This is a genomic window from Devosia sp. Leaf64 (assembly GCF_001421945.1).
In the GTDB taxonomy this organism is placed as follows: domain Bacteria; phylum Pseudomonadota; class Alphaproteobacteria; order Rhizobiales; family Devosiaceae; genus Devosia.
In genome coordinates this window covers 101,976-124,575 of record NZ_LMLO01000007.1, presented here as the reverse complement: position 1 = coordinate 124,575, position 22,600 = coordinate 101,976, and the positions used below count along the sequence as shown (strand labels likewise).

Annotated in this window: 22 protein-coding genes; 10 read left to right on the top strand and 12 right to left on the bottom strand. The window is 61.4% G+C overall.

Annotation, left to right across the window (positions count from 1 at the left end):
• Positions 1–39: 39 nt before the first annotated feature.
• From ASE94_RS05500 to ASE94_RS05485, 4 genes are all read left to right on the top strand, one after another.
• Positions 40–372: a helix-turn-helix domain-containing protein gene (locus ASE94_RS05500; protein ID WP_062629538.1), complete on the top strand. Its 333-nt coding sequence runs from the start codon at positions 40–42 to the stop codon at positions 370–372.
• Positions 373–487: 115 nt separating this feature from the next.
• On the top strand, positions 488–1,531 hold the full coding sequence (locus ASE94_RS05495; protein ID WP_062629537.1) for an HD domain-containing phosphohydrolase: 1,044 nt from the start codon (positions 488–490) through the stop codon (positions 1,529–1,531).
• A gap of 12 nt (positions 1,532–1,543) precedes the next feature.
• Complete coding sequence (locus ASE94_RS05490; RefSeq protein ID WP_062629536.1) at positions 1,544–2,032, top strand: molybdopterin-dependent oxidoreductase; 489 nt, start codon at positions 1,544–1,546, stop codon at positions 2,030–2,032.
• Between the two features lie 34 nt (positions 2,033–2,066).
• Entirely contained in the window at positions 2,067–4,157 is a 2,091-nt protein-coding gene (locus ASE94_RS05485; RefSeq protein WP_162236048.1) for an ATP-binding protein, read from the top strand.
• Positions 4,158–4,240: 83 nt separating this feature from the next.
• Here the strand turns inward: ASE94_RS05485 and ASE94_RS21635 are convergent, their stop codons facing one another.
• The 5 genes from ASE94_RS21635 to ASE94_RS05460 form a co-directional block, all read right to left on the bottom strand.
• Positions 4,241–4,873 (bottom strand): DUF4167 domain-containing protein, encoded by a 633-nt coding sequence (locus ASE94_RS21635; protein ID WP_082460943.1) that lies wholly within the window; start codon positions 4,871–4,873, stop codon positions 4,241–4,243.
• A 336-nt stretch (positions 4,874–5,209) separates the two neighbouring features.
• Positions 5,210–6,112 carry a peptide chain release factor N(5)-glutamine methyltransferase gene (gene prmC, locus ASE94_RS05475; protein ID WP_280137164.1) on the bottom strand — a complete coding sequence of 301 codons (903 nt, stop codon included), beginning with the start codon at positions 6,110–6,112 and terminating at the stop codon, positions 5,210–5,212.
• Positions 6,113–6,126: 14 nt separating this feature from the next.
• Entirely contained in the window at positions 6,127–7,203 is a 1,077-nt protein-coding gene (prfA, locus tag ASE94_RS05470; protein ID WP_062629562.1) for a peptide chain release factor 1, read from the bottom strand.
• Positions 7,204–7,299: 96 nt separating this feature from the next.
• Entirely contained in the window at positions 7,300–9,567 is a 2,268-nt protein-coding gene (gene ptsP / locus ASE94_RS05465; protein WP_062629533.1) for a phosphoenolpyruvate--protein phosphotransferase, read from the bottom strand.
• A 70-nt stretch (positions 9,568–9,637) separates the two neighbouring features.
• Positions 9,638–10,903, bottom strand: a complete 1,266-nt coding sequence (locus tag ASE94_RS05460; RefSeq protein WP_062629532.1) for an aspartate kinase — start codon at positions 10,901–10,903, stop codon at positions 9,638–9,640.
• Between the two features lie 223 nt (positions 10,904–11,126).
• Between ASE94_RS05460 and ubiG the strand changes: the two genes are divergently transcribed.
• Entirely contained in the window at positions 11,127–11,864 is a 738-nt protein-coding gene (gene ubiG, locus ASE94_RS05455) for a bifunctional 2-polyprenyl-6-hydroxyphenol methylase/3-demethylubiquinol 3-O-methyltransferase UbiG (RefSeq protein ID WP_062629531.1), read from the top strand.
• A gap of 31 nt (positions 11,865–11,895) precedes the next feature.
• Here ubiG and ASE94_RS05450 read toward each other — a convergent pair whose 3' ends face one another.
• The gene (locus ASE94_RS05450; RefSeq protein ID WP_062629530.1) at positions 11,896–12,267 is read right to left on the bottom strand and encodes a hypothetical protein; all 372 of its coding nucleotides are present in this window, start codon (positions 12,265–12,267) and stop codon (positions 11,896–11,898) included.
• Between the two features lie 208 nt (positions 12,268–12,475).
• Between ASE94_RS05450 and ilvD the strand changes: the two genes are divergently transcribed.
• Complete coding sequence (gene ilvD / locus ASE94_RS05445; protein ID WP_062629529.1) at positions 12,476–14,329, top strand: dihydroxy-acid dehydratase; 1,854 nt, start codon at positions 12,476–12,478, stop codon at positions 14,327–14,329.
• A 306-nt stretch (positions 14,330–14,635) separates the two neighbouring features.
• Here ilvD and ASE94_RS05440 read toward each other — a convergent pair whose 3' ends face one another.
• The 6 genes from ASE94_RS05440 to ASE94_RS05415 form a co-directional block, all read right to left on the bottom strand.
• Positions 14,636–15,502, bottom strand: a complete 867-nt coding sequence (locus ASE94_RS05440) for an aldo/keto reductase (protein WP_062629528.1) — start codon at positions 15,500–15,502, stop codon at positions 14,636–14,638.
• 68 nt (positions 15,503–15,570) lie between these two features.
• Positions 15,571–15,930: an MmcQ/YjbR family DNA-binding protein gene (locus tag ASE94_RS05435; protein ID WP_062629527.1), complete on the bottom strand. Its 360-nt coding sequence runs from the start codon at positions 15,928–15,930 to the stop codon at positions 15,571–15,573.
• Positions 15,927–16,352 carry a DUF1178 family protein gene (locus tag ASE94_RS05430; RefSeq protein WP_062629526.1) on the bottom strand — a complete coding sequence of 142 codons (426 nt, stop codon included), beginning with the start codon at positions 16,350–16,352 and terminating at the stop codon, positions 15,927–15,929. The genes ASE94_RS05435 and ASE94_RS05430 overlap by 4 nt, the downstream gene beginning before the upstream one ends.
• A gap of 64 nt (positions 16,353–16,416) precedes the next feature.
• A complete protein-coding gene (locus ASE94_RS05425) occupies positions 16,417–17,244 on the bottom strand; it encodes a carbon-nitrogen hydrolase family protein (protein WP_062629525.1) in 828 nt (275 codons plus the stop codon).
• 21 nt (positions 17,245–17,265) lie between these two features.
• Positions 17,266–17,520 (bottom strand): glutaredoxin 3, encoded by a 255-nt coding sequence (gene grxC / locus ASE94_RS05420; RefSeq protein WP_061908150.1) that lies wholly within the window; start codon positions 17,518–17,520, stop codon positions 17,266–17,268.
• Positions 17,521–17,550: 30 nt separating this feature from the next.
• Complete coding sequence (locus ASE94_RS05415; RefSeq protein WP_082460939.1) at positions 17,551–18,348, bottom strand: ComF family protein; 798 nt, start codon at positions 18,346–18,348, stop codon at positions 17,551–17,553.
• Positions 18,349–18,404: 56 nt separating this feature from the next.
• Here ASE94_RS05415 and ASE94_RS05410 point away from each other — a divergent pair, with 56 nt between their 5' ends.
• The 4 genes from ASE94_RS05410 to ASE94_RS05395 all read left to right on the top strand — a co-directional run bounded on the left by ASE94_RS05410 (position 18,405) and on the right by ASE94_RS05395 (position 22,376).
• Positions 18,405–19,232: a hypothetical protein gene (locus tag ASE94_RS05410; RefSeq protein ID WP_062629524.1), complete on the top strand. Its 828-nt coding sequence runs from the start codon at positions 18,405–18,407 to the stop codon at positions 19,230–19,232.
• 2 nt (positions 19,233–19,234) lie between these two features.
• The gene (locus ASE94_RS05405; protein ID WP_062629523.1) at positions 19,235–19,771 is read left to right on the top strand and encodes an AAA family ATPase; all 537 of its coding nucleotides are present in this window, start codon (positions 19,235–19,237) and stop codon (positions 19,769–19,771) included.
• A gap of 17 nt (positions 19,772–19,788) precedes the next feature.
• Entirely contained in the window at positions 19,789–20,181 is a 393-nt protein-coding gene (locus ASE94_RS05400; RefSeq protein ID WP_062629522.1) for a cupin domain-containing protein, read from the top strand.
• 179 nt (positions 20,182–20,360) lie between these two features.
• Positions 20,361–22,376 (top strand): methyl-accepting chemotaxis protein, encoded by a 2,016-nt coding sequence (locus ASE94_RS05395; protein ID WP_244483978.1) that lies wholly within the window; start codon positions 20,361–20,363, stop codon positions 22,374–22,376.
• Positions 22,377–22,600 lie beyond the last annotated feature (224 nt).

Below are 22,600 nucleotides of genomic sequence, written 5' to 3'. Positions count from 1 at the left end.
CTCTGCTGAGACCCGGTCCTTTCGACAAGGAGTTACCCGATGGTGAGTACCCCTGGCTTTGATGCCAAGATGATCGACTGCCCGGCCCTCGTCACCATCCAGCTCGTCTCGGGCAAATGGAAGACGCGTATCCTCTGGCATCTGCGCCATGGCGAGGCTGGCTTTGGCGAACTCAAACGCGCGCTCCCCGGCATATCGCCGAAGGTGCTGACCGATCACCTCGACGCGCTCGTCTCCGATGGACTGCTGAAACGTTTGGAGCGAAAAGAGAAAAATGTCGTCCGCAGCGCCTATGACTATAGCGACTATGGCCGAACCCTTATTCCGGTTCTCGACGCCCTGGGCAATTGGGGCCTTTCACACCGCGCTTAGTAAGCCAAGGCCCCCGGCACCAGAACCCTTTAACGTCCCGCTAAGCTAACCCACGCTCCGCAGTTTCGTTCGTCCACGGAATTTAATACAAATTGCTGCGCTTGGGGGATCGAAGATGCGGATCGTTATCGTCGAGGACAATCGCACCAATCTCGAGGTGCTGAAAAAGCTCGTCAGTCGGTTTCCCGATGTGACGGTCTCGGCCTTTTCCGAAGCGCATTCGGCGCTCGCCGATGCGGTGATGAACCCCTGCGATCTGATGATCGTCGACAATGTCATGCCCGGCATGTCGGGCATCGATCTGATTTCCCATATCCGCAAATTGCCAAGCCATCATCATGTGCCGCTGGTCATGATCACCGCCGACGCCGATCGGCCGACGCGGCTGGCAGCGATCGATGCCGGCGCCACCGATTTTCTCGCCAAGCCGGTCGATCCGCTCGAACTGCGCTCGCGCCTCACCAATCTCCTTGCCCTCCGCCGCGCCCAGAACCAGCTCGAAGACCGCGCCGTGCATCTCGAAGCCGAGGTCGCACAAGCCACGGTCCATCTCCAGCGGCGCGAAGAGGACATGATCTATCGCCTCGCCCGCGCCATCGAAGTGCGCGATCATGAAACCGGCGACCATGTCGAACGCGTCGCGCGCATTGCCGGCACGATCGCCGAGGAAATGGGCCTCGATCAAAAATTCGTCCGCACGCTCTGGCTCGCGGCCCCGCTCCATGACGTTGGCAAAATTGGCATTTCCGATGCCATCCTCAATAAATCGGGCAAGCTGACCGAAGGCGAATGGGCGCAAATGCGGGCCCATCCGCTGATCGGCGCCGATATCCTCGCCAATGGCGATTCAGACATGCTGCGCATGGCCGAAGAGATCGCGCGGTGCCACCACGAGAAATGGGACGGCACCGGCTATCCCCATGGGCTAGTCGCCGAAACTATTCCGCTCGCCGCCCGCATCACGGCCGTCGCCGATGTGCTCGACGCCCTCTGCAGCGCCAGAAGCTACAAGATGGCCTGGGCCGCCGAGGCCGCACGCGACGAACTCGTCCGCTGTTCGGGCACGCATTTCGATCCAGCCTGTATCGCGGCCCTTGTCCGCGCCTGGCCACGCATTGCCCCGATCTGCGGCAATGCCATGCACTCCAACGCAGCGTGAAAGGTGCGTACCATGCTCCGACTAGCATCTTGCCTTGCCCTCCTCGTGATCGCGACAGGCCCAAGCTGGGCCGGTGAGCTGGCCAAGCCGATCCTGAAAGTTCAAGGCGCCATTACCACGATGAACGATGGCGAAACCGCTGCCTTCGATCTCGCCATGCTCGATGCCCTGCCCCAGCACACGATCAAGGCGACGACCCCCTGGTATGATGGCGAACACGAATTCAGCGGCGTCGTCATCGGCGATCTGCTGGAGACGCTTGGCGCCAGCGGCGAGAGCGTCACGGTGACGGCGCTCAATGATTATTCGGCCGAAATCCCGATGGATGATATCAAGGACTACCCCGTCATCCTCGCGACGCGCGTCGATGGCGAGGAGCTCTCTGTCCGCGACAAAGGCCCGCTTTTCGTCATCTATCCGTTCGACGAGCATCCGGACCTCTATAATGAGGTAATCTTCTCGCGTTCGGTCTGGCAGGTCGCCAGCCTGACGGTTCACTGAGATGCCGACGGCGACAGCCAGAGCCCGGCAAGTTGTGTCCCGCAGGATCGGGCGGGGCATCGTCTTTCTGACCCTTCTCAGCGTCGTCCTGCTCAGTTCGGTCATCTGGCTTTTCGCTGGCCTCAGCGAGCGGCAGAACACTATCCGCTCCGGCGTGCGCGAAGACATCAGTTGGGCGGCCTATCAAGCCGACCGTGAAGCCGCGCGCCTCATCGAAGCAATCCAGACCGCACAGATCGACCATGACGTCGGCGACGTTTCCATGCGCTTCGATCTCCTGTTCAGCCGCACCCATCTCCTGACCCAAGGGTCCTATACCGAGATTTTCCCGGCATCGTCACTTGTCGGGCAAAAGGCGGCCGCGGCCAATCGCGCCATCAATTCCATGGTCGCGACCATGGATGGCCTTGCCGCCGACCCCGCCAGTTTCCCCGCTGAAGCCGCCGAAATTCTCGGCATGGCGCAGGCCGCGCGGCAGGCAACGGGCGATCTCCTCGTCGCGACCAATTCCGCATTCAATGAAATTCGCGTCGAAGAGCGCAACGAGACACTCTTCATCTATTGGCGCATCGGCCTCAGCGTTGCCGCGCTGACCATTGCCTTGGTGCTGATCGTCGCCCTTCTTGGCGTCCAGCTCTATCATCTCTCCCGCAGCGGTCGGGAAGTCGAACTTCTCAGCCGCCGCAACGAGCGCATCGCCAAGAAGGCCAAGAGCGCAAGCGCGGCAAAGTCGGCATTCCTCGCTACCATGAGCCACGAAATCCGCACCCCGCTTAACGGCATCATCGGCATGACCGAACTTTTGCGCGGCTCGCGACTCGAGCGCGACCAGATGCATCAGGTGGAAACCATCCGGCTTTCCGGCGACATGCTGCTCGATGTCATCAACGACATCCTCGATTATTCCAAGCTTGAAGCCGGCGCCGTGCGGTTCGAACCGATCCGCGTCAGCCTGCGCGAAACCATGGTGCCGATCGAGCGGATGATGAGCGTTCGTGCCGAAACGGCAGGGCTCAAACTCGTCTTCGACTATCCCGATGTCAGCGTCTTCGTCGATGCCAATCGCATCCGGCAGGTGTTGGTCAACCTTATCGGCAATGCCATCAAGTTTACGCCCGCCGGGTCCGTCGTCGTCACCGGCACGGTGCGCGGCGATCGGCTGAAACTCGAGGTGCGCGATACCGGCCCTGGGATTTCCGAAGCGGACCGCCAAAAACTCTTCCGCGAATTTAGCCAGATCGACAGCTCCAATACGCGATCCTTTGGCGGCACCGGACTCGGGCTCGCCATCTGCCGACGCCTCGTCAATGTCATGGATGGCAAGATCGGGGTGGAAAGCGCCGTGGGGCTCGGCAGCACTTTCTGGTTCGATCTGCCGGCCGGACCAGTCGAGACGATCGACGAAAACCATGTCGAGCTGGAGGCGCTTCCACCCGTGCAGCTTGGAGGCACAGTGCTCGTGGTCGATGACAATCCCATCAATCGCGACGTGGCCGTCGGCCTCCTCGCCAAGCTTGGGCTCGATGCCGTCGCGGCCTGCAATGGGCAGGAGGCGCTCGAAATGCTGGCCGCCTCGCGCTTCGATCTCGTCCTCATGGACATGCAGATGCCGCAGATGGATGGCCTTGAAGCAACGCGGCAATTGCGCGCCAGGGGTTTTGCGCTGCCCGTCGTGGGCCTGACAGCCAATGCGTTCGAATCCGATCGCGAGGCCTGCCTGGATGCCGGCATGGACGATCATTCGGCGAAGCCCCTGACCACCGTCAAGCTGACCGACATCTTGCAAAAGCACCTCTCGCCCGAGGCTGTCCAGCTCGCGCCTCTCTCCGAGAATGAGGTGGACAAGGACCATCAGGAAAGTCTCAGAGAAGCCCTCGGCGAAGACGAGTTCGACCGCCTCGTCGAAGACTTCATCCAATCCTGCGAGCATATGCTGGCCCAGGCGCAACTGGCGCTGTCAAAGGGCGACGCCGATGGATTGGATCACGTGCTGCATACGCTCAAGGGCGCGGCTCTGACGCTCGGCTTCGTCTCCCTCGCCGATGCCGCCCAAGCGGAGCGCAGCAAGACGCTGCACACGGTGCGCCTCGAAGACATTCGTCATCACTGTCAGGTGGCCGCATAGCCTCGGCGCGCGTCGTCCAACGAACAGCCGAAAACAAAAAGGCCGGGCACTGAGCCCGGCCTTTTCAATTCTGAAAGCAGTGCTTACTCGGCAGCGTTTGCCGTGCCGCCAGCCGTCAAAAACGCCGGCAATTCGCTGACATCGGGCTGCGGAGCATTGGCCGGATCGCCATTGCCATCCTGGGCAGTCGGGCGACGGCGGCGCGGACGGCGCTCACGCTGCTTGCGCGGCGCGGCTTCGCCTTCGGCCTGCGGTGCGGCAGCACCAGCTTCGGCCTGTTCGCCGGCTGGCTGACCAGCATCCTCGGCTGCAACGGCAACCGGTTGGGGCTGCGCTATGTCGTCCTGCGTCTCGTTGCCGGCCTGAGCCTGAACCGGCTGGGGCGAGGCAAAGCGCGAGTTGATGTCCGAGACATCGTCATCGAACTCATTGTCGTCCTGGCTCTGGCCATCGCGCTGGCCATTCATGGCCTGCTGGGCGGAGGAGACGATGCGGAAATAATGTTCGGCGTGCTGGAGATAATTCTCCGCCATCACCGAGTCACCCGAAGACTGGGCATCGCGCGCCAGTTGCAGGTACTTTTCGGCGACGTGAGCCGCATTACCGCGGACCTTTACGTCCGGCCCATTGCTCTCGTAATTCCGCGACAATGGGTTGACGTGCTTGCGTCCGCCGTTCCGGCCACGCTGCCGGTTCTTGTTCTGGTTTGGTCTCATCGGGTCGCTTTGTCTAACTCTAGATCGTTAAGCGTCACATCTGGGCGGACCGGATACCGATCCGGTCTGGCCCCACATCCCGCGATCATCGCTGAGGATGGGGTTATACTGGCTTCATGAAGACCGTATGCTCTCGGGCGGCGCTTCCCGGAAAATTCCGCCCAGATCATCCACTTGCGCCGAGCATTTCGGACAAGCGCGGCAAAAGCCGCAAACTATTGAGATCGGGTGTGATGGCCGCGGCGCCCATGATGCGCCAGTGACAGCCCGGATAAACTAGCCGCATTCGCTGGTTTTGACCAGCATAAATTCTTTTCCGCCGGCCTCTAACGCTTTTCAATTATTTATGTGGTGCGCCGAAACCACACGATCAAGCCCTGCCAGATCCCTATGGACCGCGACATCTTGAAATCCCGCCGCCAAAAACAGCGCACTGACCGTTTCGCCCTGGTCGTAGCCAATCTCTACCAGCACCCGCCCATCCGGCCGCAACCAGTTCCCCGCCTCCGCGGCAATCACCCGATAAGGCGCAATCCCATCCGGCCCACCATCGAGCGCCAGCCGCGGATCGAATTCCCTAACCTCCGCCGCCAGCGTCTCGACAACAGCACTTTCGATATAGGGCGGATTGGAGAGGATCAGGTCGAACCGCTCTTCACCTCTCCCTCTGGGGGAGAGGTCGGCGCGCAGCGCCGGGTGAGGGGGCCTTGGGTCGGGAGACATAAGCGCCCCAAACCAATCCCCCTGCCGCAAGGTCAGTCGCCCCTCGACCCCATGCCGCCGCGCATTATCCCCGGCCTGCTCCAGCGCCTTCATATTGAGATCGGTTGCGACCCCGACGGCATCGGGCCGATTGACCAAAAGCGAGATCGGAATGCACCCGGTCCCGGTCCCCATGTCGAGCAGGCGCCCGCCCTCGGGCAATGCCTCGAGCGCCAGATCGACCAGCAATTCCGTATCTGGCCGCGGCTCCAGCGTTGCGCCATTGAGCCCGAAGTCGAGCCCATAGAATTCTCTATGGCTGATGATCCGCGCCACCGATTCACCCGAGAAACGCCGTTTGAGCACGTCGGCGAGGCTCAATGTTAACGTGTTGCTAACAGTTTCGCCCTCGTTGATGGCCAATTGCAGTGCATCGAGCCCGAGCACATGCCCCACCAAAAGCTTGGCGTCGAGCGTCGGCGTCGCAAAGCCTTTTTCCGTCAGTTCGTCCCGCCACCGCCGCCAAAGCGCGCCGATGGTGACGGTCTCGCTCAGTTAGAATTCTCCATCGCCGCCAGCTGCGCCGCCTGGTTTTCAGTGATCAGCGCCTCGATCAATTCATCGAGCGCTTCGCCCGCTATCACCTTGTCGAGCTTATACAAAGTTAGGTTTATCCGGTGATCCGTCACGCGCCCCTGCGGGAAATTATAGGTCCGGATCCGCTCCGAGCGATCGCCTGATCCCACCTGCCCCTTGCGCTCGGCCGAGCGCGCGCTGTCGCGTTCTTCGCGCTGCATTTCATAAAGCCGCGAGCGCAGCACCACCATGGCCTGCGCCCGGTTCTGATGCTGGCTCTTCATTGCCGAGGTCACAACTATCCCCGTCGGCAAATGCGTGATGCGCACCGCCGAGTCGGTCGTGTTGACGTGCTGTCCGCCGGCCCCCGAAGCGCGCATCGTATCGATGCGGATGTCTTCATTTCTGATTTCAATATCAATGTCTTCGACCTCGGGCAGCACGGCCACGGTCGCGGCCGAGGTATGAATGCGCCCCGAACCTTCCGTCGCCGGCACGCGCTGCACGCGATGGACGCCAGACTCGTACTTCATCCGCGCATAAACGCCCTTGCCCGAAACATTGGCGATGACTTCCTTATAGCCCCCCATTTCCCCGGGGCTTTCTTCCATCAGCGTGACCTTCCAGCCGCGTAGCAAGGCATAGCGCTCATACATGCGGAAGAGATCGCCCGCGAACAAAGCGGCCTCGTCGCCCCCCGTACCACCGCGGATTTCAAGGATGATCGACTTTTCGTCGGCCTCGTCCTTGGGCAGCAGCATGATGAAGATCGATTGGGTTAATTGCTCAATCTTTTCATCGAGTTCTTCGAGTTCCGCTTCGGCCATTTCGGCCATTTCCCTGTCCGCACCCTTGGCGAGGGATGCGGCCTCGGCGCGGTCCATCAGCGCCTTTTTATAGGCGTTGATCTCGCCGACGATCGGGGAAAGGTCGGAATGCTCTTTGCTGAGCTTGGCCAGTTCATCCGGGCTCGCGCCGCCCGAAAGGGCCGCCTCGATATATTGGAAACGGGTGGCAAGCGCGTCGAGCTTATCCTCGGGCAAAGCGGGCATGCAATAATCTTTCCGGGCACAATAGCGGCCTTGGATAGTCGCGAGCGCCAGCAATCGCAAGGGAAACTAGGATTGATGAAAGAGCCGAAATTGGCCTCAGCCCATAGGGAGGTTCTGTTTTTCAACCCATTCGGTCAGCAGTTCGCGGATCGCGACACCATCTGCGCCGACGGATAAGGCCGCAGCCACGGAGTCCTGGATCGGCTTGAGATCGAGATTGAGCACCATCTCCTTGATCGGCCCGATCGATGCCGGCCCCATCGAGAGCCGCGTCATGCCGATCGCCATCAGCGCCAAGGCCTCCATCGGCCGCCCGGCCAATTCGCCGCACATCGTCACCGGCTTATTGTGCCGCCGCGCCGCATCGACAACGAGCCGGATCGCCCGCAAACGCGGCAGACCGATCGGGTCGTAATTCTTGGAAACGCGGGGATTGGCGCGATCGGCAGCCGTCAAAAACTGCACGAGATCGTTCGAGCCGATCGAGACGAAATCGGCCTCAGGCATGATCTGGTCGAGCTCGAAGAGCAAGGATGGCACTTCCACCATGGCCCCGAGTTCGAGGCGCGAGGGTATAGGTTCGCCCGCACGGCGGAGGCGCTCCATTTCCTTGAATATGACGAGCTTGGTCTGCCGGAATTCAAATGTCTCGGTGACCATGGGCACGAGGATTTTCAGCGGCCGTCCGCGCGCGGCGAGCAGCAGCGCCCGGACCTGCGTGCGCAACAGACCCGGCCGATCGAGCCCGAGGCGGATCGAGCGATAGCCCATGGCCGGGTTTTCCTCGGCCATCGAGCGCAGATAAGGCACGACCTTGTCCCCCCCGATATCGAGAAGGCGGAAGACGATCGGCCGATCCCCGGCGATTTCCATCGCCTCGGCGTAGAGATCGACCTGCTCCTGCAAACGCGGCAGCTTGCTCGCGATCATGAACTGCAATTCGGTGCGGAAGAGGCCGACGCCCGAAGCACCGGTATCGTCGAGCATGGGTAGATCGGCGACGAGCCCCGAATTGTGCAAGAGCGTAATATCGACGCCGTCTTTCGTCACGCTCGGCTTGTCCTTGAGCGCGGCATAATGCGCCCGGCGCTTGGCCGAAATCCGGACCTTGTCGATATAGGTCTGCTCGACATCGGGCGTGGGGCGCAGATGCACCTGACCGGTCGGACCATCGATGATGATATCGTCGCCCGTCTCGCACATCGAAACGATCGAATCCGCCTGCCCCACGGCAACGAGCCCGAGCGAACGCGCAACGATGGCGACATGCGCAGTCGAGCCGCCCTCTTCGAGCACCAGCCCGCGCAGCTTCTTGCGGTCATATTCGAGCAATTCCGCCGGCCCCATATTGCGGGCCACGAGAATGGCATTGTCGGGTAGCTCGCGCTGTCCCTGCTGGTTGGTATTGGTCAGAACGCGCAGTAGCCGATTGGCGAGATCATCGAGATCATGGAGCCGGTCGCGGATATAGGGGTCGGTCTGTCTGAGCATGCGGGCGCGCGTATCGTTCTGCACGCGCTCGACCGCAGCTTCCGCCGAAAGCCCGTTCTCGATCGCCTCGGTCAGCCGGGTTACCCAGCCCCGATCATTGGCGAACATGCGATAGGTTTCGAGAATTTCGCGGTGATCGGAGCTCGGCTGCATGTCGCCATGGTCGAGCATGGCATCGATCGAGACGCGCATGCTGGCGAGCGCCATATCGAGCCGCAGCTTTTCGGCATCGGTATCTTCAGCGATGAAATTGACCACGACAACGCGCGGGTCGTGCAAGACTACCGTGCCGAGCGCAATTCCATCGGTAAAGCTCACGCCGTTGAACATGCGAGGACGCCTGAGATCGATATCGGAGCCCGGCTTGATCAGATTGTCGAAGTCGGAAGTCGCCACCATTTCCGCAAGGATTGTGGCCGTAGTCAGCATGGCCTCGGTTTCGTCTTCGCCATAATGCCGGCGCTCGGCATTTTGAACGACCAAAACCCCCAGGGTTTGCCCCGCTCTGAGCACAGGCACGCCAAGGAATGAATTATATTTGTCCTCGCCCGTTTCCGGCCGATAGGCAAAGCCGGGATGGCTCGGCGCATCGTCAAGGCTGAGCGGCTCCGCCTCGGACGCGATGAGACCCACGAGACCCTCGCCGAGGCGCAGCGTCGTCATGTGAACCGATTCGGCCTCAAGCCCTTTGGTGGCAAACAGTTCGAGCGCGCCATCGTCGCGCAGCACATAAAACGAGCAGACATCGGCCCGCATGTTTTCGGCGATCAGGCCCACGATCTTGTCGAGGCGCGCCTGTGAAGCCAGCGGTTCCGCCATGGTTTCGCGCAATTGCCGCAGCAGCACCCTTGGGCCGCCTATGGTCGTGACCATCCCGTCTTCGGCAGCCCCGCCGAGCCGCCCCCCTTGATCGGACGCGGCCCCATTCCCCCTCGAAACGAGATCAGGCGTCCTTCTTGTCCAATCCGTAATAGGTGTGGAGCGCCCGGACCGCAAGCTCTGCATATTCCTCGTCGATCAATACCGAGGTCTTGATTTCCGAAGTCGTGATTAGCTGGATGTTGATGCCCTTGTCGGCCAGCGCCTTGAACATGGTCGAGGCGACCCCGGCATGGCTGCGCATACCGACACCCACCACCGAGACTTTCGCCCCGCCCTTCGAGCCGGAAAGGCGCGCATATTCGAACTTTCCGCCATTTTCTTCGAGCGCGCGGACGGCCTTGTCATATTCGCTGTCGGGCACGGTGAAGGTGATATCGGTCGTCGCGCCATCATCGGCAATGTTCTGGACGATCATGTCGACGATGATGCCTTCGTCGGCGAGCTGGCCGAAGATGGCAGCGGCGACGCCGGGCTTGTCCTTGACATCGCGCAGGGTGATCTTGGCCTCGGCCTTGGCGAGCGTCACGCCCGAAACGATCTGCTTTTCCATGATCTCATCCTCATCGCAAACGAGCGTGCCGGGAACACCGGGCGACCCATCGGGCGCAATCTGGGGCGCATTGGGGTCATCAAAACTGGAGCGCACCAGAAGGCGAACCTTGTGCGCCATGGCCATTTCGACCGAGCGGATCATCAAGACCTTGGCGCCGAGCGAGGCCATCTCAAGCATTTCCTCAAAGGAAATCTTGGTCATGCGCTGGGCCTTGGGGACGATGCGCGGGTCGGTCGTGTAAACGCCGTCCACATCGGTATAGATATCGCAGCGATCCGCGCCGACTGCTGCGGCGACCGCAACGGCCGAAGTGTCAGAACCACCGCGGCCAAGCGTCGTCACCCGGCCATGGGGCGAAATGCCCTGGAAGCCGGTGATGACAGGCACCCAGCCATCGCTCATGCGCTTGTCGAGTTCGGTCGGATCGATCCCGGTGATCCGCGCCGCGCCATGCGCGTCGTCGGTATGGATCGGTACCTGCCAGCCAGCGAAAGACCGCGACTGGATGCCCATTTCGCTGAGCACGATGGCCATCAGGCCGGCCGTCACCTGCTCGCCCGAAGCCACGACAGCATCATATTCGCGCGCGTCGTGGAATTTGCTGGCGTCATTGACCCAGCCGACCAGTTCATTGGTCTTGCCGGACATGGCGGAGACGACGACGGCAACTTCATTGCCGGCTTCGATCTCGCGCTTCACATGGAGAGCGGAATGGCGGATGCGTTCGATATTGGCCATCGAAGTGCCACCGAACTTGACGACGATACGGGCCACTGGCTTCCCCGGCTAAAGCGACAATCCAAAGCGTTTCTCGCCGAACCCGGCGGTACGCTTTCATTAGCGCGGGGGAATGCCACAAACCGGCGATGGGATCAACTGGCATCGCAACCCCTGCGTCACCCCGTGATCGCCAGCGTCGCCCGCGATCGCGCCTGCGGCACCGCGCGCCTTGAACGGAGGACACAAGCTGGGCCATATGAGGACAAAGGAGTTCCCCATGTCCGAGACCACGATCAACGACGCCGAAATCGCCAAATTTACGGCCATGGCCGAAGAGTGGTGGGACCCCAAGGGCAAGTTCAAGCCGCTCCACAAATTCAACCCGGTGCGTCTTGCTTATATCCGCGACAATCTCATCAGCCATTTTGGCCGCGACACGACCGTCATGCGCCCGCTTGAAGGCTTGAAAATCGTCGACATCGGCTGCGGCGGTGGCCTTCTCTGCGAACCGCTGACCCGCCTTGGCGCCACGGTTACCGGCGTCGATGCGGCCGAGCGCAACATCACGATTGCCAAAATCCATGCCGAGAAATCCGGGCTCGACATCGACTATCGCGTCACGACCTCGGAAGCGCTCGTAACGGCAGGCGAAAGATTCGACGTCGTCCTTAATATGGAAGTCGTCGAACATGTCGATAATGTCCCGCTCTATATGAAAAGCTGCGCCGATCTCGTCGCGCCGGGCGGCCTGATGTTCACCGCCACCCTCAACCGCACCGCCCGCGCCTATGCGCTTGCCGTGGTCGGCGCCGAATATGTGCTGCGCTGGCTGCCCAAAGGCACGCATGACTGGCGGAAGTTTCTCACGCCCGATGAGATCCACAGCCTCATCACCCGCAATGGCCTGAAAGTCATCGAAGACAAGGGCGTCGTCTTCCACCCCATCGCCGACGAATGGCGGCTCTCGGCGGATACCGGGATCAATTACATGGTCCTCGCCCACCGCCCCGCCTGAAAATGAGCCCGCTTGACGCGGGCTCCTTGGTTCAGGCCTTTAGCAGATCATCCTTGCGGACATTGAGGATCAGCCGATCCCCCTCCACCCGATCGATATGCTCGGGGAAAATGTAGCGGTCAGAGGCGAGGAAGCCATCGGCGTCGAGCAGGACAAAACCTTCGCGCAACGCCTTTTCCTGCAATTCACGGGGCAGGTCGTCCCCGGGGCTGAACACATCGGCCAAAAGCGCCGACATCGTATCGCGCTCGTCTTCGAGCACCGGGCTTACACCGGCCGCATCGATCTCCGGCTGATCCGGCGCTTCATCGGTAATGCGGAACGTGTCGACCTTGCCGATCGAATGCATCGCGCTATCGAAAACCTTCATGCCTTCTGCAATCGTATTTGGAATGGCGTCCATGGAAAAATCCTCCGTCTTGATAAGGGCTGAACGCCTGGCCTAAAGCCGACGTTCATTCACTTTTCTTTGGGCTCGCCTCTCGCCATCCCGGCAGCGTCGATCACAAACCGTACCGCACGGTACGGTAATTCCTTGAAGCTGCCCTGGAATGGGTCTAAACAGGGCAACCAATCTCGGCCCCACCGGCGCAACACTTCGAGGAACCGCCATGCCCGTCTATCGCTCACGCACCACCACTCATGGCCGCAACATGGCCGGCGCACGTGGCCTGTGGCGCGCCACCGGCATGAAGGAAGGCGATTTCGGCAAGCCCATTATCGCGGTGGTCAATTCCTTCACCCAGTTCGTGCCCGGCCACGTGCACTTGAAGGATCTCGGCCAGCTTGTGGCCCGTGAAATCGAAGCGGCCGGTGGCGTGGCAAAGGAATTCAACACCATTGCCGTCGACGATGGCATCGCCATGGGCCACGACGGCATGCTCTATTCGCTGCCGAGCCGCGATATCATCGCTGACTCCGTCGAATACATGGTCAACGCCCATACTGCCGACGCCATGGTCTGCATTTCCAATTGCGACAAGATCACGCCCGGCATGCTGAACGCCGCCATGCGTCTCAACATCCCCGTGGTCTTCGTCTCCGGCGGCCCGATGGAAGCCGGCAAGGCGATCGTCAAGGGGAAGCTCCAGGCGCTCGATCTCGTCGACGCCATGGTGATGGCCGCCGACGATCATTATACCGACGAAGAAGTGCAGGCCGTCGAAGAAGCCGCCTGCCCCACCTGCGGCTCCTGCTCGGGCATGTTCACCGCCAATTCGATGAACTGCCTCACCGAAGCCCTCGGCCTCTCGCTCCCCGGCAATGGCTCGACCCTCGCGACGCACTCTGATCGCAAGCGCCTCTTCCAGGAAGCCGGCCACCTGATCGTCGATCTCGCCCGCCGCTACTATGAGCAGGACGACGAAACCGTGCTGCCGCGCTCGATTGCGACGAAGCAGGCTTTTGAAAACGCTATGGCGCTCGATATCGCCATGGGCGGCTCGACCAATACCGTGCTGCACATCCTCGCTGCAGCCCATGAGGGCGGCGTCGATTTCACCATGGACGATATCGACGCTCTCTCGCGCCGCGTCCCGGTGCTCTCGAAAGTCGCGCCGGCCAAGAACGACGTGCATATGGAAGACGTCCACCGCGCTGGCGGCATTTTTGCAATCCTCGGCCAGCTCGATCGCGGCGGCCTGATCAATCGCAAAGAGCCGACGGTGCATGCCGCGACGATGGGCGACGCCATCGACAAGTGGGATATTTCCCGCACCAACTCCGAAGCCGTGCGCAATTTCTACATGGCCGCCCCAGGCGGCGTGCGCACCACGGAAGCCTTCTCTCAGTCCAACCGCTGGACTGATCTCGACACCGACCGCACCAATGGCGTCATCCGTTCGCCGGAAAATCCCTTCTCCAAGGATGGCGGCCTCGCCGTCCTCAAGGGCAATATCGCAATCGACGGCTGCATCGTGAAAACAGCTGGCGTGGATGATTCTATCCTGAAATTCACCGGCCCAGCCCGCGTCTTCGAAAGCCAGGACGCCACGGTGAAGGCAATCCTCTCCAACGAGATCAAGCCCGGCGACGTTCTCGTCATCCGCTATGAAGGCCCTAAGGGCGGCCCCGGTATGCAGGAAATGCTCTATCCCACCAGCTACCTGAAATCGAAGGGGCTCGGCAAAGCCTGTGCGCTCCTCACGGACGGCCGCTTCTCCGGCGGCACTTCGGGCCTCTCCATTGGCCACGCTTCACCAGAAGCAGCCGAAGGCGGCGCCATCGGCCTGGTGCGCGAAGGCGACATCATCGAAATCGACATCCCCAACCGCACCGTCAACGTCTTGGTCTCCGACGCCGAAATGATTGCCCGCCGCACCGAACAGGACAAGCTTGGCTGGCGTCCGGCTCACCCGCGCAAGCGCAAGGTGACTACCGCCCTCAAAGCCTATGCCGCTCTCGTCACCTCGGCCTCCAAGGGCGCCGTCCGCGACACCAAGGCCATCGACAAGCTCTGGCACTGATTGGCCACTGCGGCCGACACAAACGCGATCCATTCCTCCCCCTCCTAGGGGGAGGTTAGGTGCGGGTCGTCTCTCCACACCTCAATACGACTATCGCGTGACAATCGGCAGAAGCGCTGCTATAGCCCCGCCCAGCCACTTTAGCGGTCTGCCAAGACAGCTAATCTGGTCAGGCTCGATAGCGGGGATTCCACCCTCCCTATCGGGCCGACCTAACCTCCCAAAAACGCTGACGCCTCGTTCCGCCTTTCAAAAAGAAAGGCCGGAGACGCTTGCCCCCGGCCCTGATCTTGCGTGTCGTGGTGCTTACTTGCCGGCGATCGCATCCAGCGTTGCAAAGTCTTCGTCGCTGAGTTTTAGCGCAGCGGCGGCGACATTGTCTTCGAGGTGCTTGACCTTGCCGGTGCCCGGAATGGGCAGCATGACCGGCGAGCGCTTCAAGAGCCAGGCGAGCGCGATCTGGCTGCCCGATGCATTGTGCTTCTTGAGAATTTCGCGGGCCTTTTCATGGCCTTCCACGAGTTCGCCGCCCGCCAGCGGGAACCAGGGAATGAACCCGATCCCGTTCTTTTCGCAATAGTTCAGCACCTCTTCGCTCTGCCGATTGGCAAAGTTGTAGAGGTTCTGCACCGTCGTCACCTTGAAGTATTTTTGCGCTTCTTCGATATCGCCGACGCTGACTTCGGAAAGGCCCGCATGGCGGATAATGCCTTCTTTCTGCATGTCGGCGATCACGCCGAACTGCTCTTCGCGCGGCGTCTTGGGATCGATGCGGTGCAACTGCCAGAGATCGATGCGCTCGACCTTGAGACGACGAAGGCTCAGCAGCGCGCCCTGACGCAGAAATTCCGGACGGCCGAGCTGCGGCCATTCATTGGGGCCGGTGCGGGTCAGGCCGCTCTTGGTGGCAACGATCGTGCCCTTGGAATAGGGCGCCAGCGCCTCTCCGATCAGCTCTTCGCTGATATAGGGGCCATAGCTTTCAGCCGTATCGATGAAATCGACACCGACTTCCGGCAGGCGCTTCAGCACGCGAATGGCCTCGTCGCGATCTTCGGGCGGACCCCAGATGCCTTTGCCGGTAATGCGCATGGCGCCAAAGCCGAGGCGATTGACCTTCAGGTCACCGCCGATGGCAAAGCTGCCCGACAGGGAAGCGTCGAGTGTGGTCATATCAGTCACTCCATATGTGGATGCGAAAGGAACTATCGTCGCGCCGGGTTCGATCCCCGAAAACCGGATCAGCCAGTGGGAATATCGAGCTCGGCGCGCAATTTCTTGGTCAACCCGCTCGCCACCAAAGCGTGGGAACGGGCGATATAGGCACTTAAATCATCCGCGCCGAGCGGCGCATCCTGGGTGATCGAAACCCATTGCCGCTTGGCGAAATAGGGCGCCTGATCGACACCATCGAGCGCGGTCAAAATATCGAAACTGGCCTCGCCGCTCTTGAATACCAGCCGATGCGAGGGAGCGTCCGAAAGGAGGCAAAAGACCTTGCCGCCCACCTTGGCGACCCGTGCCTCCCACTGATCGACAAAGCTGACGCCCGGCAGTTGCCCAAGCTCCGCGTCGAACCCAGCGCGCGTGAAGAGGCTCAATTATGCTCCTCGGGCACATCGGGCAGCGGCAGGAAATCGACGCCATCCTCGATGAGGGCGGCAATTTCATCCTGCGATGCCTGGCCATAAATGCCGCGGGCTTCGACCTCTTCGAAATGGATTTTGCGCGCCTCTTCGGCAAAGCGATCGCCGACGTAATCGGCCTCATCGACGACCTTCTTCCGATACTCCCGCAGCAATTCGCGAAATTTTATCGCTTCCGGCGAGGACGAAGTTAGCGGCACCCGCTCATGGTCCGTGCGCGCCACCGCTGGCGCCATCGGGGCCTTGTCGACTTCGCCACCGCCACAAACGGCGCAGGTCACGATCCCGCGCGCCTTTTGCTCGTCATAGGCAGAAGCACTCTTGAACCAGGCATCGAAACGATGTCCGCTCGAACACTGAAGGGCGTATTGGATCACGGCTGTTGTCGTCTTCTAGGGCGCAAGTGTCAGCGCCGGTTCTTTCAGGATATAGGCAGCCGGTTCAGCTCTGCAAACCCGGTCGCGCAAACTCTTTTGCATTGGCCAGCGCCGGAATGCGCTGCCGCGCCTCGACCACCGCGGCCGGATCGATCTCGACCACCAGCACACCGGGCTCGTCGTGATCGAGCTCGGCGACGATTTTCCCCCAAGGGTCGATCACCAGCGAATGCCCATAGGTGGCGCGGCCATTCTGGTGCACCCCGCCCTGCGCCGCCGCGATCACATAGGACCCGGTCTCGATAGCCCGCGCTCGCAACAGCACATGCCAATGCGCCTGTCCCGTCGGCACGGTAAACGCCGCCGGCACCGCAATCAGGGTTGCCCCGCCATTGGCGAGCGCATTGTAAAGTTTTGGGAAGCGCATGTCGTAGCAGATGGAAAAGCCGAGCGTGAAATCGCCCACTGGCGTCACGACGGCTTCCTCGCCTCCTTTATAGGTCGCGCTTTCGCGATAGGCATTGAGCCCGGCAATATCAGCATCGAACAGGTGGATTTTGTCATAGACCGCCTGCTGGCTGCCATCCGGCGCAAACAGCACCGAGCGATTGGCAAAGCGCCCATCCTCGAGCGGCACGGGCAGCGAACCGATATGGATATGGATGCCGAGTTCACGCGCCAATTCGCCAACGCGCTTAAGCTGCGGATGGTTTTCGAACGGCGCCGCTACCGAGCTCAACTGCTCCCGGTTTTCCGGAAAGATCATGGTGACCTCTGGGGTCAGCACATAATCGACGCCCTCGGCCGCGGCCTTGCGCAGCATGGGTTCGAGCGCTGCAAGATTGGCGTTCGGATCAAGGCCCGAACGCATCTGGATGGCGGCGATTTTCATGACGCTGAACCCTGGAAAAGTTTACTGCGCGAGCAGCGGATCGAGCCCACCGGCTCGGTCGAGCGCCGCCATATCATCATAGCCGCCGACATGGGTCTCGCCGATGAAAATCTGGGGCACGGTGCGGCGGCCATTGGCGCGCTGGGTCATCGCGGCGCGCAGATCAGGATCGAGCACGGTGATCTCGGTATAATCGGCACCCTTTTCGTTCAGCAGCGATTTGGCCGCGTGGCAATAAGGGCAAGTAGGGGTCGTGTAGATTTCTATTTTGGCCATGGAATGGGGCTCCGTCGCGGGGTTGATCTTTTATATGGGGTCTTCATCTCCCCTGACAACGCGCGCAAAGGTCAGAATATCCACCCCGCTCGCGCCCCCGCGCAAAAGCGCGCGCGTCGCCGCCTTCACCGTCGCGCCTGTCGTATAGACATCGTCCACTAACACCACCCGCCGCCCACGCAGCCTCACCAAAGCGTCAGTATGCGCGACGAACGCCCCCTGCACATTCCGCGCGCGCCCGTCGCCCGAAAGCCCGATTTGCGACCGCGTCTTGCGATGCCGCTTGAGCAAATGCGGATCGACATCGAGCCGCAATTGCCTCCCCAGCGCCTGCGCCAGCAGCAGCGATTGATTATAGCGCCGGAAGCGCAATCGACTCGCATGGAGCGGTACCGGCACCAGCAATGGCCGTGCAGCCCAGAATTCGTGCCCTGCCCCGCTCATCAATCTTGCGCAGAACGGCGCCAATTCTGTCCGATCTCCAAATTTGAGCCGTGTGACAAGGCTCTGCGCCCCCTCGCCATAGCGCACCGCCGCCCGCGCGCGCGAAAAGGGCGGCGGATCGGCCAATGCCTCGGCGCTCAACGCATCGTCACCGAGCGACACATCGAAAGGGATACCGAGCACGGGACAGAGCGGTGCTGTGATAGGGCCGAGCCGCGCAAAACAGGCACCACAAATCCCCTGCCCACCCGCCATGGGCGCCGCGCAAACGGCGCAGGCGGGCGGATAGAGCTGATCAAGCACGATCGTGCCGAGCGCCCGGGCTTGCGCCCAAAGGCTCGCGATCAGATCAGCCCCTTTGACTTCCCGCCGCCCCGTCTCCATAACCCCACTATTGCCCCCTGGCTCGCATCTGGCCAGTTCTTTTGGAGGACATTTTCATGTCCCAGCCACCCAATATTTTCGACGCCGCCGCAATCAGCAGCCACCTTCGTCGTCGCCCAGCCCGCGAAAATTTTGTCCGCGATCTGGTCTTCGACGATCTCGTCGATCGCCTCGGCGCCCATATGCGCGATTTCACCGACGCCCTCCTGATCGCGCCAGATGTCGGTCTCCTGCCAAGGCAAGTCGCGACCGGTTCCAGCATGGTCACCTTCCAGCCGATCGAAGCCTTTGGAGGCGAAGATTTTCCGGACTTGCCCCCGGGCGAATTCGACCTTGTGGTGTCCCTCCTCCATCTCCAGGCCGTCAACGACGTGCCGGGCCACCTCGCCCGCCTTCGCGCCAAACTGCGCCCCGATGGGTTGCTCCTCGTCGCCATGATCGGCGGCGAAAGTTTTAGCGAACTGCGCGAAGCCTTTCTTGCCGCCGATGTCGCCACCTCGGGCGGCGCCTCGGCGCGCGTCGCCCCCATGGTCCAGGTCCGCGATGGCGGCGCCCTCCTCCAGCGCGCCGGATTTGCCCTGCCGGTCGCCGATGTCGAAACCCACCGCGTCCGCTATTCGAGCGCCATCGCCCTCATGGCCGAACTCAAGACCCTCGGTGCCTCAAACCCATTGGTCGATCGGCCGAAAAAGTTCGCCACGCGCACGCTGCTCGCCAAGGCCGCAGAGTCCTATCACGAGCGCTCATCCGACCCCGATGGCCGTGTCCGCGCCACGCTCGAAGTGATCTGGCTCGCCGGCTGGGTGCCGCATGAAAGCCAGCAAAAGCCGCTGCGCCCCGGCAGCGCCAAGGTCAGCCTCGGCGATCTTCTCAAGAAAGACTAAGCATGGACCATCTCAAAGGCCACATCGCGATCATTTCCGGCTCGCCCGGCTCGGGCAAGACGACGACGGCCGAAACCCTTGCCCACCGGCCCGGCATCGCCAAGGTGCATGTCCATTCCGACGATTTCTGGGGCAATATCAAAAACGGCCACATCCCGCCTTGGCTCCCCGAGTCCGATGCGCAAAACCGCATGGTCAACCAGATCGCCGCGGATGTGTCTGCCCGCTATGCCGAGCACGATTATCTCGTCCTCCTCGATGGCGTCGTCCGCCCCTGGTGGCTCCCGGCGTTCGAGGCCACCGGTCGCCCAGTGCATTACATTGTTCTCCGCACGTCCGTGGAAGACGTTGTCGCCCGCTGCCTTGCCCGCGGCGGCGACAGCCTGACCGACCCCGCCGTCGTCACCGACATTCATGGCCAATTCGCCGATCTCGGTGTCTATGAAAGGCACGTCTTGCCAACCGACGGGCTTGACCCAGAAGCCACCATCGAAGCCGTCATTGCCGCGCTTGAAAGTGGGGATTATCGTCTGCCTTGAGGTGGTGGGAGAACACGATGAAAGAATGCAAGGTGATCCGCGGCGGCGCAGGCTTTCACGGCAAGCAGGGCATGGACTATTTCTCGGGCGTCTCGGCAGAAAGTGCCGGCGCCACCGGCATCTGCATGCATCTTCTGGTTCTACCGCCCGGCGGCAAGGCCAAGCCGCATTTCCATGAGCATCACGAGACTGCCATCTTCCAGCTCGAAGGCTCGACCTCGTTCTACCACGGGCCGAACCTCGAATTTCTCGATAAGGTCCGGGAAGGTGACTATGTCTATAGTCCCGCCGGCGTGCCGCATCAGCCATTTAATTCGACGGGCCAAACTGCTCGAGCGCTGATCGCTCGCACCGATCCCAAAGAACAAGAAAGCGTTGTTCTCCTTCCTCAAAGCATGAGCCGGATGTAGACTTCGACAGTCTTTTGAATGGTTTACCGGAAGACGCGCGGTCTCTGACGCCTAAAACATAGGTTTATGCGCAAACTTACCGATTTTTAGCCTTATTTCTTTACATGGGACAAAGGCCCGAAGGGCTCTCCGACAGGAGTTTGTCGTCAGCGTACCGCAGGATGCGGATCAGGAAGCCCATGTCCCTAAAGCACCTCCCTATTCTTCAGAAATTCCTTTTGACCATCGTCGTCATGGCAGCCGTCGCGCTGATCCTCGGTACGGTGAGCTGGCGCGAGATCACGAGCCTCCGGGACACGATGCTCAATGTTGGCGCCAAGGAAGAGGCCGCGCGTGAGGCTATGGACCTGCGCATGGATATCATCGCCATATCGCGCATGACCTATCAGCTCGCCATGGAGCCACAGCGCGTTGAGGACTTCACCGCCGAACGCACCCGCCGCACCCAGGAAATGCTCGCTCGCTTCCCCGTGATCGAAGCTGCTGCCGATGCCGAAGAATTGCGCCTCCTGGCCGACGTGAAGCCGGTCATGGCGGCCTATTTCGACAAGATTGGCACGATGCTGACCGTTGCCGCCACCGGCGATGACACTCAGATCCGCGCGGCTCTCGCACAGGCCCTGACCGCCCAAAAGACCGTGACCGATACGGTCAAGCTCTACAGCACCTATTCTGGTGAACTGATGGCGTCGATGCGCGCCGAAGCGGAGTCCAGCTCCAACCGCGCCTTGATCATCGTGATCAGCACCGCAGCGATCGGTATCATCCTTGGCCTCGTCCTTTCCATTTTGATCGGCCGCCGCGCCATCGTCGCGCCAGTTCGCGCCCTGACGGAAAAAATGGGTCTCTTGGCCGAGGGCCAGCTCGATATCGAAATCGAAGAAGCCACCCGTCGCGATGAAATCGGCAATATGGGCCGCGCTGTCGAAATCTTCCGCGAAAACGCCCGTCAGATTGCCGCGCTCAGCGCTGAAGAAGCCGAACGCGCCCGTGGCCTTGCCGATCGTGCCAAGGTCATGGATCGCCTTGCCAATGAAGTTCATGGCGCCGTCGGCGCTGCAGGCCGCGGCGATTTCTCCCGCCGTGTCTCGGGGGAATTCGGTGATGCGGGCTTCAATGCCATTGCTCAGAGCGTCAATGACCTGATCGATACGGTCGATCGTGGTCTGACCGAGAGCGGCGAAGTCCTTTCCGCGCTAGCGCAGGCCGACCTCGCCCCGCGTGTCGAAGGCCAATATGAAGGCGCCTTCGCCAACCTCAAGACCAATACCAATGCTGTGGCCGATCGCCTCGCCGAAATCGTCAGCCGCCTGCGCAACACCTCGCGCATGCTCAAGACGGCAACAGGCGAAATCCTCTCCGGCGCCAATGACCTTGCCGAGCGCACCACCCGTCAGGCTGCGACCATCGAGGAAACCTCGGCGGCCATGGAACAATTGGCATCGACCGTGCAGCAAAATGCCGAGCACGCCAATGACGCGAGCCGTGCTTCTGGCGCCCTCACCCAGGCCGCAGAAGAAGGCGGCGTCGTCATGGCCGAAACCACGGCCGCGATGGAACGCATTTCTGGCTCCTCGGCCAGCATATCCAACATCATCGGCATGATCGACGACATCGCCTTCCAGACCAATCTCCTCGCGCTCAATGCGTCGGTGGAAGCGGCCCGTGCCGGTGAAGCCGGCAAGGGTTTTGCAGTCGTGGCCGTCGAAGTCCGTCGTCTCTCCCAGTCGACCGCCGAAGCTTCACGCGACGTCAAGCAATTGGTCGAGCAGAGCGCACGTGAAGTCGCCGCCGGTTCGCAACTCGTCGTCGATGCGGCAAAAAAACTCGATCTCATGCTCGACATGGCCCGCACCAGCAATGGCCTGATGGAAGGCATTGCCCGCGACAGCCGCGAACAGGCCTCGGCCATCGACGAAGTCGCCGTCGCCGTACGCCAGATGGACGAAATGACCCAGCACAACGCGGCGCTCGTCGAAGAAACCAATGCGGCAATCGAACAGACCGAAGGCCAGGCGACCGAGCTCGACCGCATGGTCGACATCTTCAAGCTCGGCCACGAGGCGCCTGCTGCCCGTGCCGCGGCTCCTCGTGCCCCAGCCCCGCGTGCCAAGCCCGCACCGCAGAAAGCCGCTGCCGGCCGCTACCTGTCGCAAGGCAACGCCGCCATCTCGGAAGACTGGAGCGAGTTCTAAGGCTCTCACGCTCGCCACCCCCCCCTCCCAGCCTCCCCCATCAAAGGGGGAGGTGCAAGGCCGGTAGATGAGGCACCATCCAACCTCGGCCGCGATGCAACACCTCCCCCTTGATGGGGGAGGATGGGAGGGGGTGACGTCGCAAGCCCCACCCAGCCTCTATCCATCAGAAACAAAAAGGCCGGCATCACTGCCGGCCTTTTCAATTTCAGTTTCAAAGAAGC

What these genes read in the sequence shown, in the direction of transcription:
- ASE94_RS05500 (WP_062629538.1), top strand. Translation starts at nt 40, where the DNA reads ATGGTGAGTACCCCTGGCTTTGATGCCAAGATGATCGACTGCCCGGCC.
- ASE94_RS05495 (WP_062629537.1), top strand. Translation starts at nt 488, where the DNA reads ATGCGGATCGTTATCGTCGAGGACAATCGCACCAATCTCGAGGTGCTG.
- ASE94_RS05490 (WP_062629536.1), top strand. Translation starts at nt 1,544, where the DNA reads ATGCTCCGACTAGCATCTTGCCTTGCCCTCCTCGTGATCGCGACAGGC.
- ASE94_RS21635 (WP_082460943.1), bottom strand. Translation starts at nt 4,873, where the DNA reads ATGAGACCAAACCAGAACAAGAACCGGCAGCGTGGCCGGAACGGCGGA.
- prfA (WP_062629562.1), bottom strand. Translation starts at nt 7,203, where the DNA reads ATGCCCGCTTTGCCCGAGGATAAGCTCGACGCGCTTGCCACCCGTTTC.
- ptsP (WP_062629533.1), bottom strand. Translation starts at nt 9,567, where the DNA reads ATGGTCACGACCATAGGCGGCCCAAGGGTGCTGCTGCGGCAATTGCGC.
- ubiG (WP_062629531.1), top strand. Translation starts at nt 11,127, where the DNA reads ATGTCCGAGACCACGATCAACGACGCCGAAATCGCCAAATTTACGGCC.
- ASE94_RS05450 (WP_062629530.1), bottom strand. Translation starts at nt 12,267, where the DNA reads ATGGACGCCATTCCAAATACGATTGCAGAAGGCATGAAGGTTTTCGAT.
- ilvD (WP_062629529.1), top strand. Translation starts at nt 12,476, where the DNA reads ATGCCCGTCTATCGCTCACGCACCACCACTCATGGCCGCAACATGGCC.
- ASE94_RS05440 (WP_062629528.1), bottom strand. Translation starts at nt 15,502, where the DNA reads ATGACCACACTCGACGCTTCCCTGTCGGGCAGCTTTGCCATCGGCGGT.
- ASE94_RS05425 (WP_062629525.1), bottom strand. Translation starts at nt 17,244, where the DNA reads ATGAAAATCGCCGCCATCCAGATGCGTTCGGGCCTTGATCCGAACGCC.
- grxC (WP_061908150.1), bottom strand. Translation starts at nt 17,520, where the DNA reads ATGGCCAAAATAGAAATCTACACGACCCCTACTTGCCCTTATTGCCAC.
- ASE94_RS05415 (WP_082460939.1), bottom strand. Translation starts at nt 18,348, where the DNA reads ATGGAGACGGGGCGGCGGGAAGTCAAAGGGGCTGATCTGATCGCGAGC.
- ASE94_RS05410 (WP_062629524.1), top strand. Translation starts at nt 18,405, where the DNA reads ATGTCCCAGCCACCCAATATTTTCGACGCCGCCGCAATCAGCAGCCAC.
- ASE94_RS05405 (WP_062629523.1), top strand. Translation starts at nt 19,235, where the DNA reads ATGGACCATCTCAAAGGCCACATCGCGATCATTTCCGGCTCGCCCGGC.
- ASE94_RS05400 (WP_062629522.1), top strand. Translation starts at nt 19,789, where the DNA reads ATGAAAGAATGCAAGGTGATCCGCGGCGGCGCAGGCTTTCACGGCAAG.
- ASE94_RS05395 (WP_244483978.1), top strand. Translation starts at nt 20,361, where the DNA reads ATGTCCCTAAAGCACCTCCCTATTCTTCAGAAATTCCTTTTGACCATC.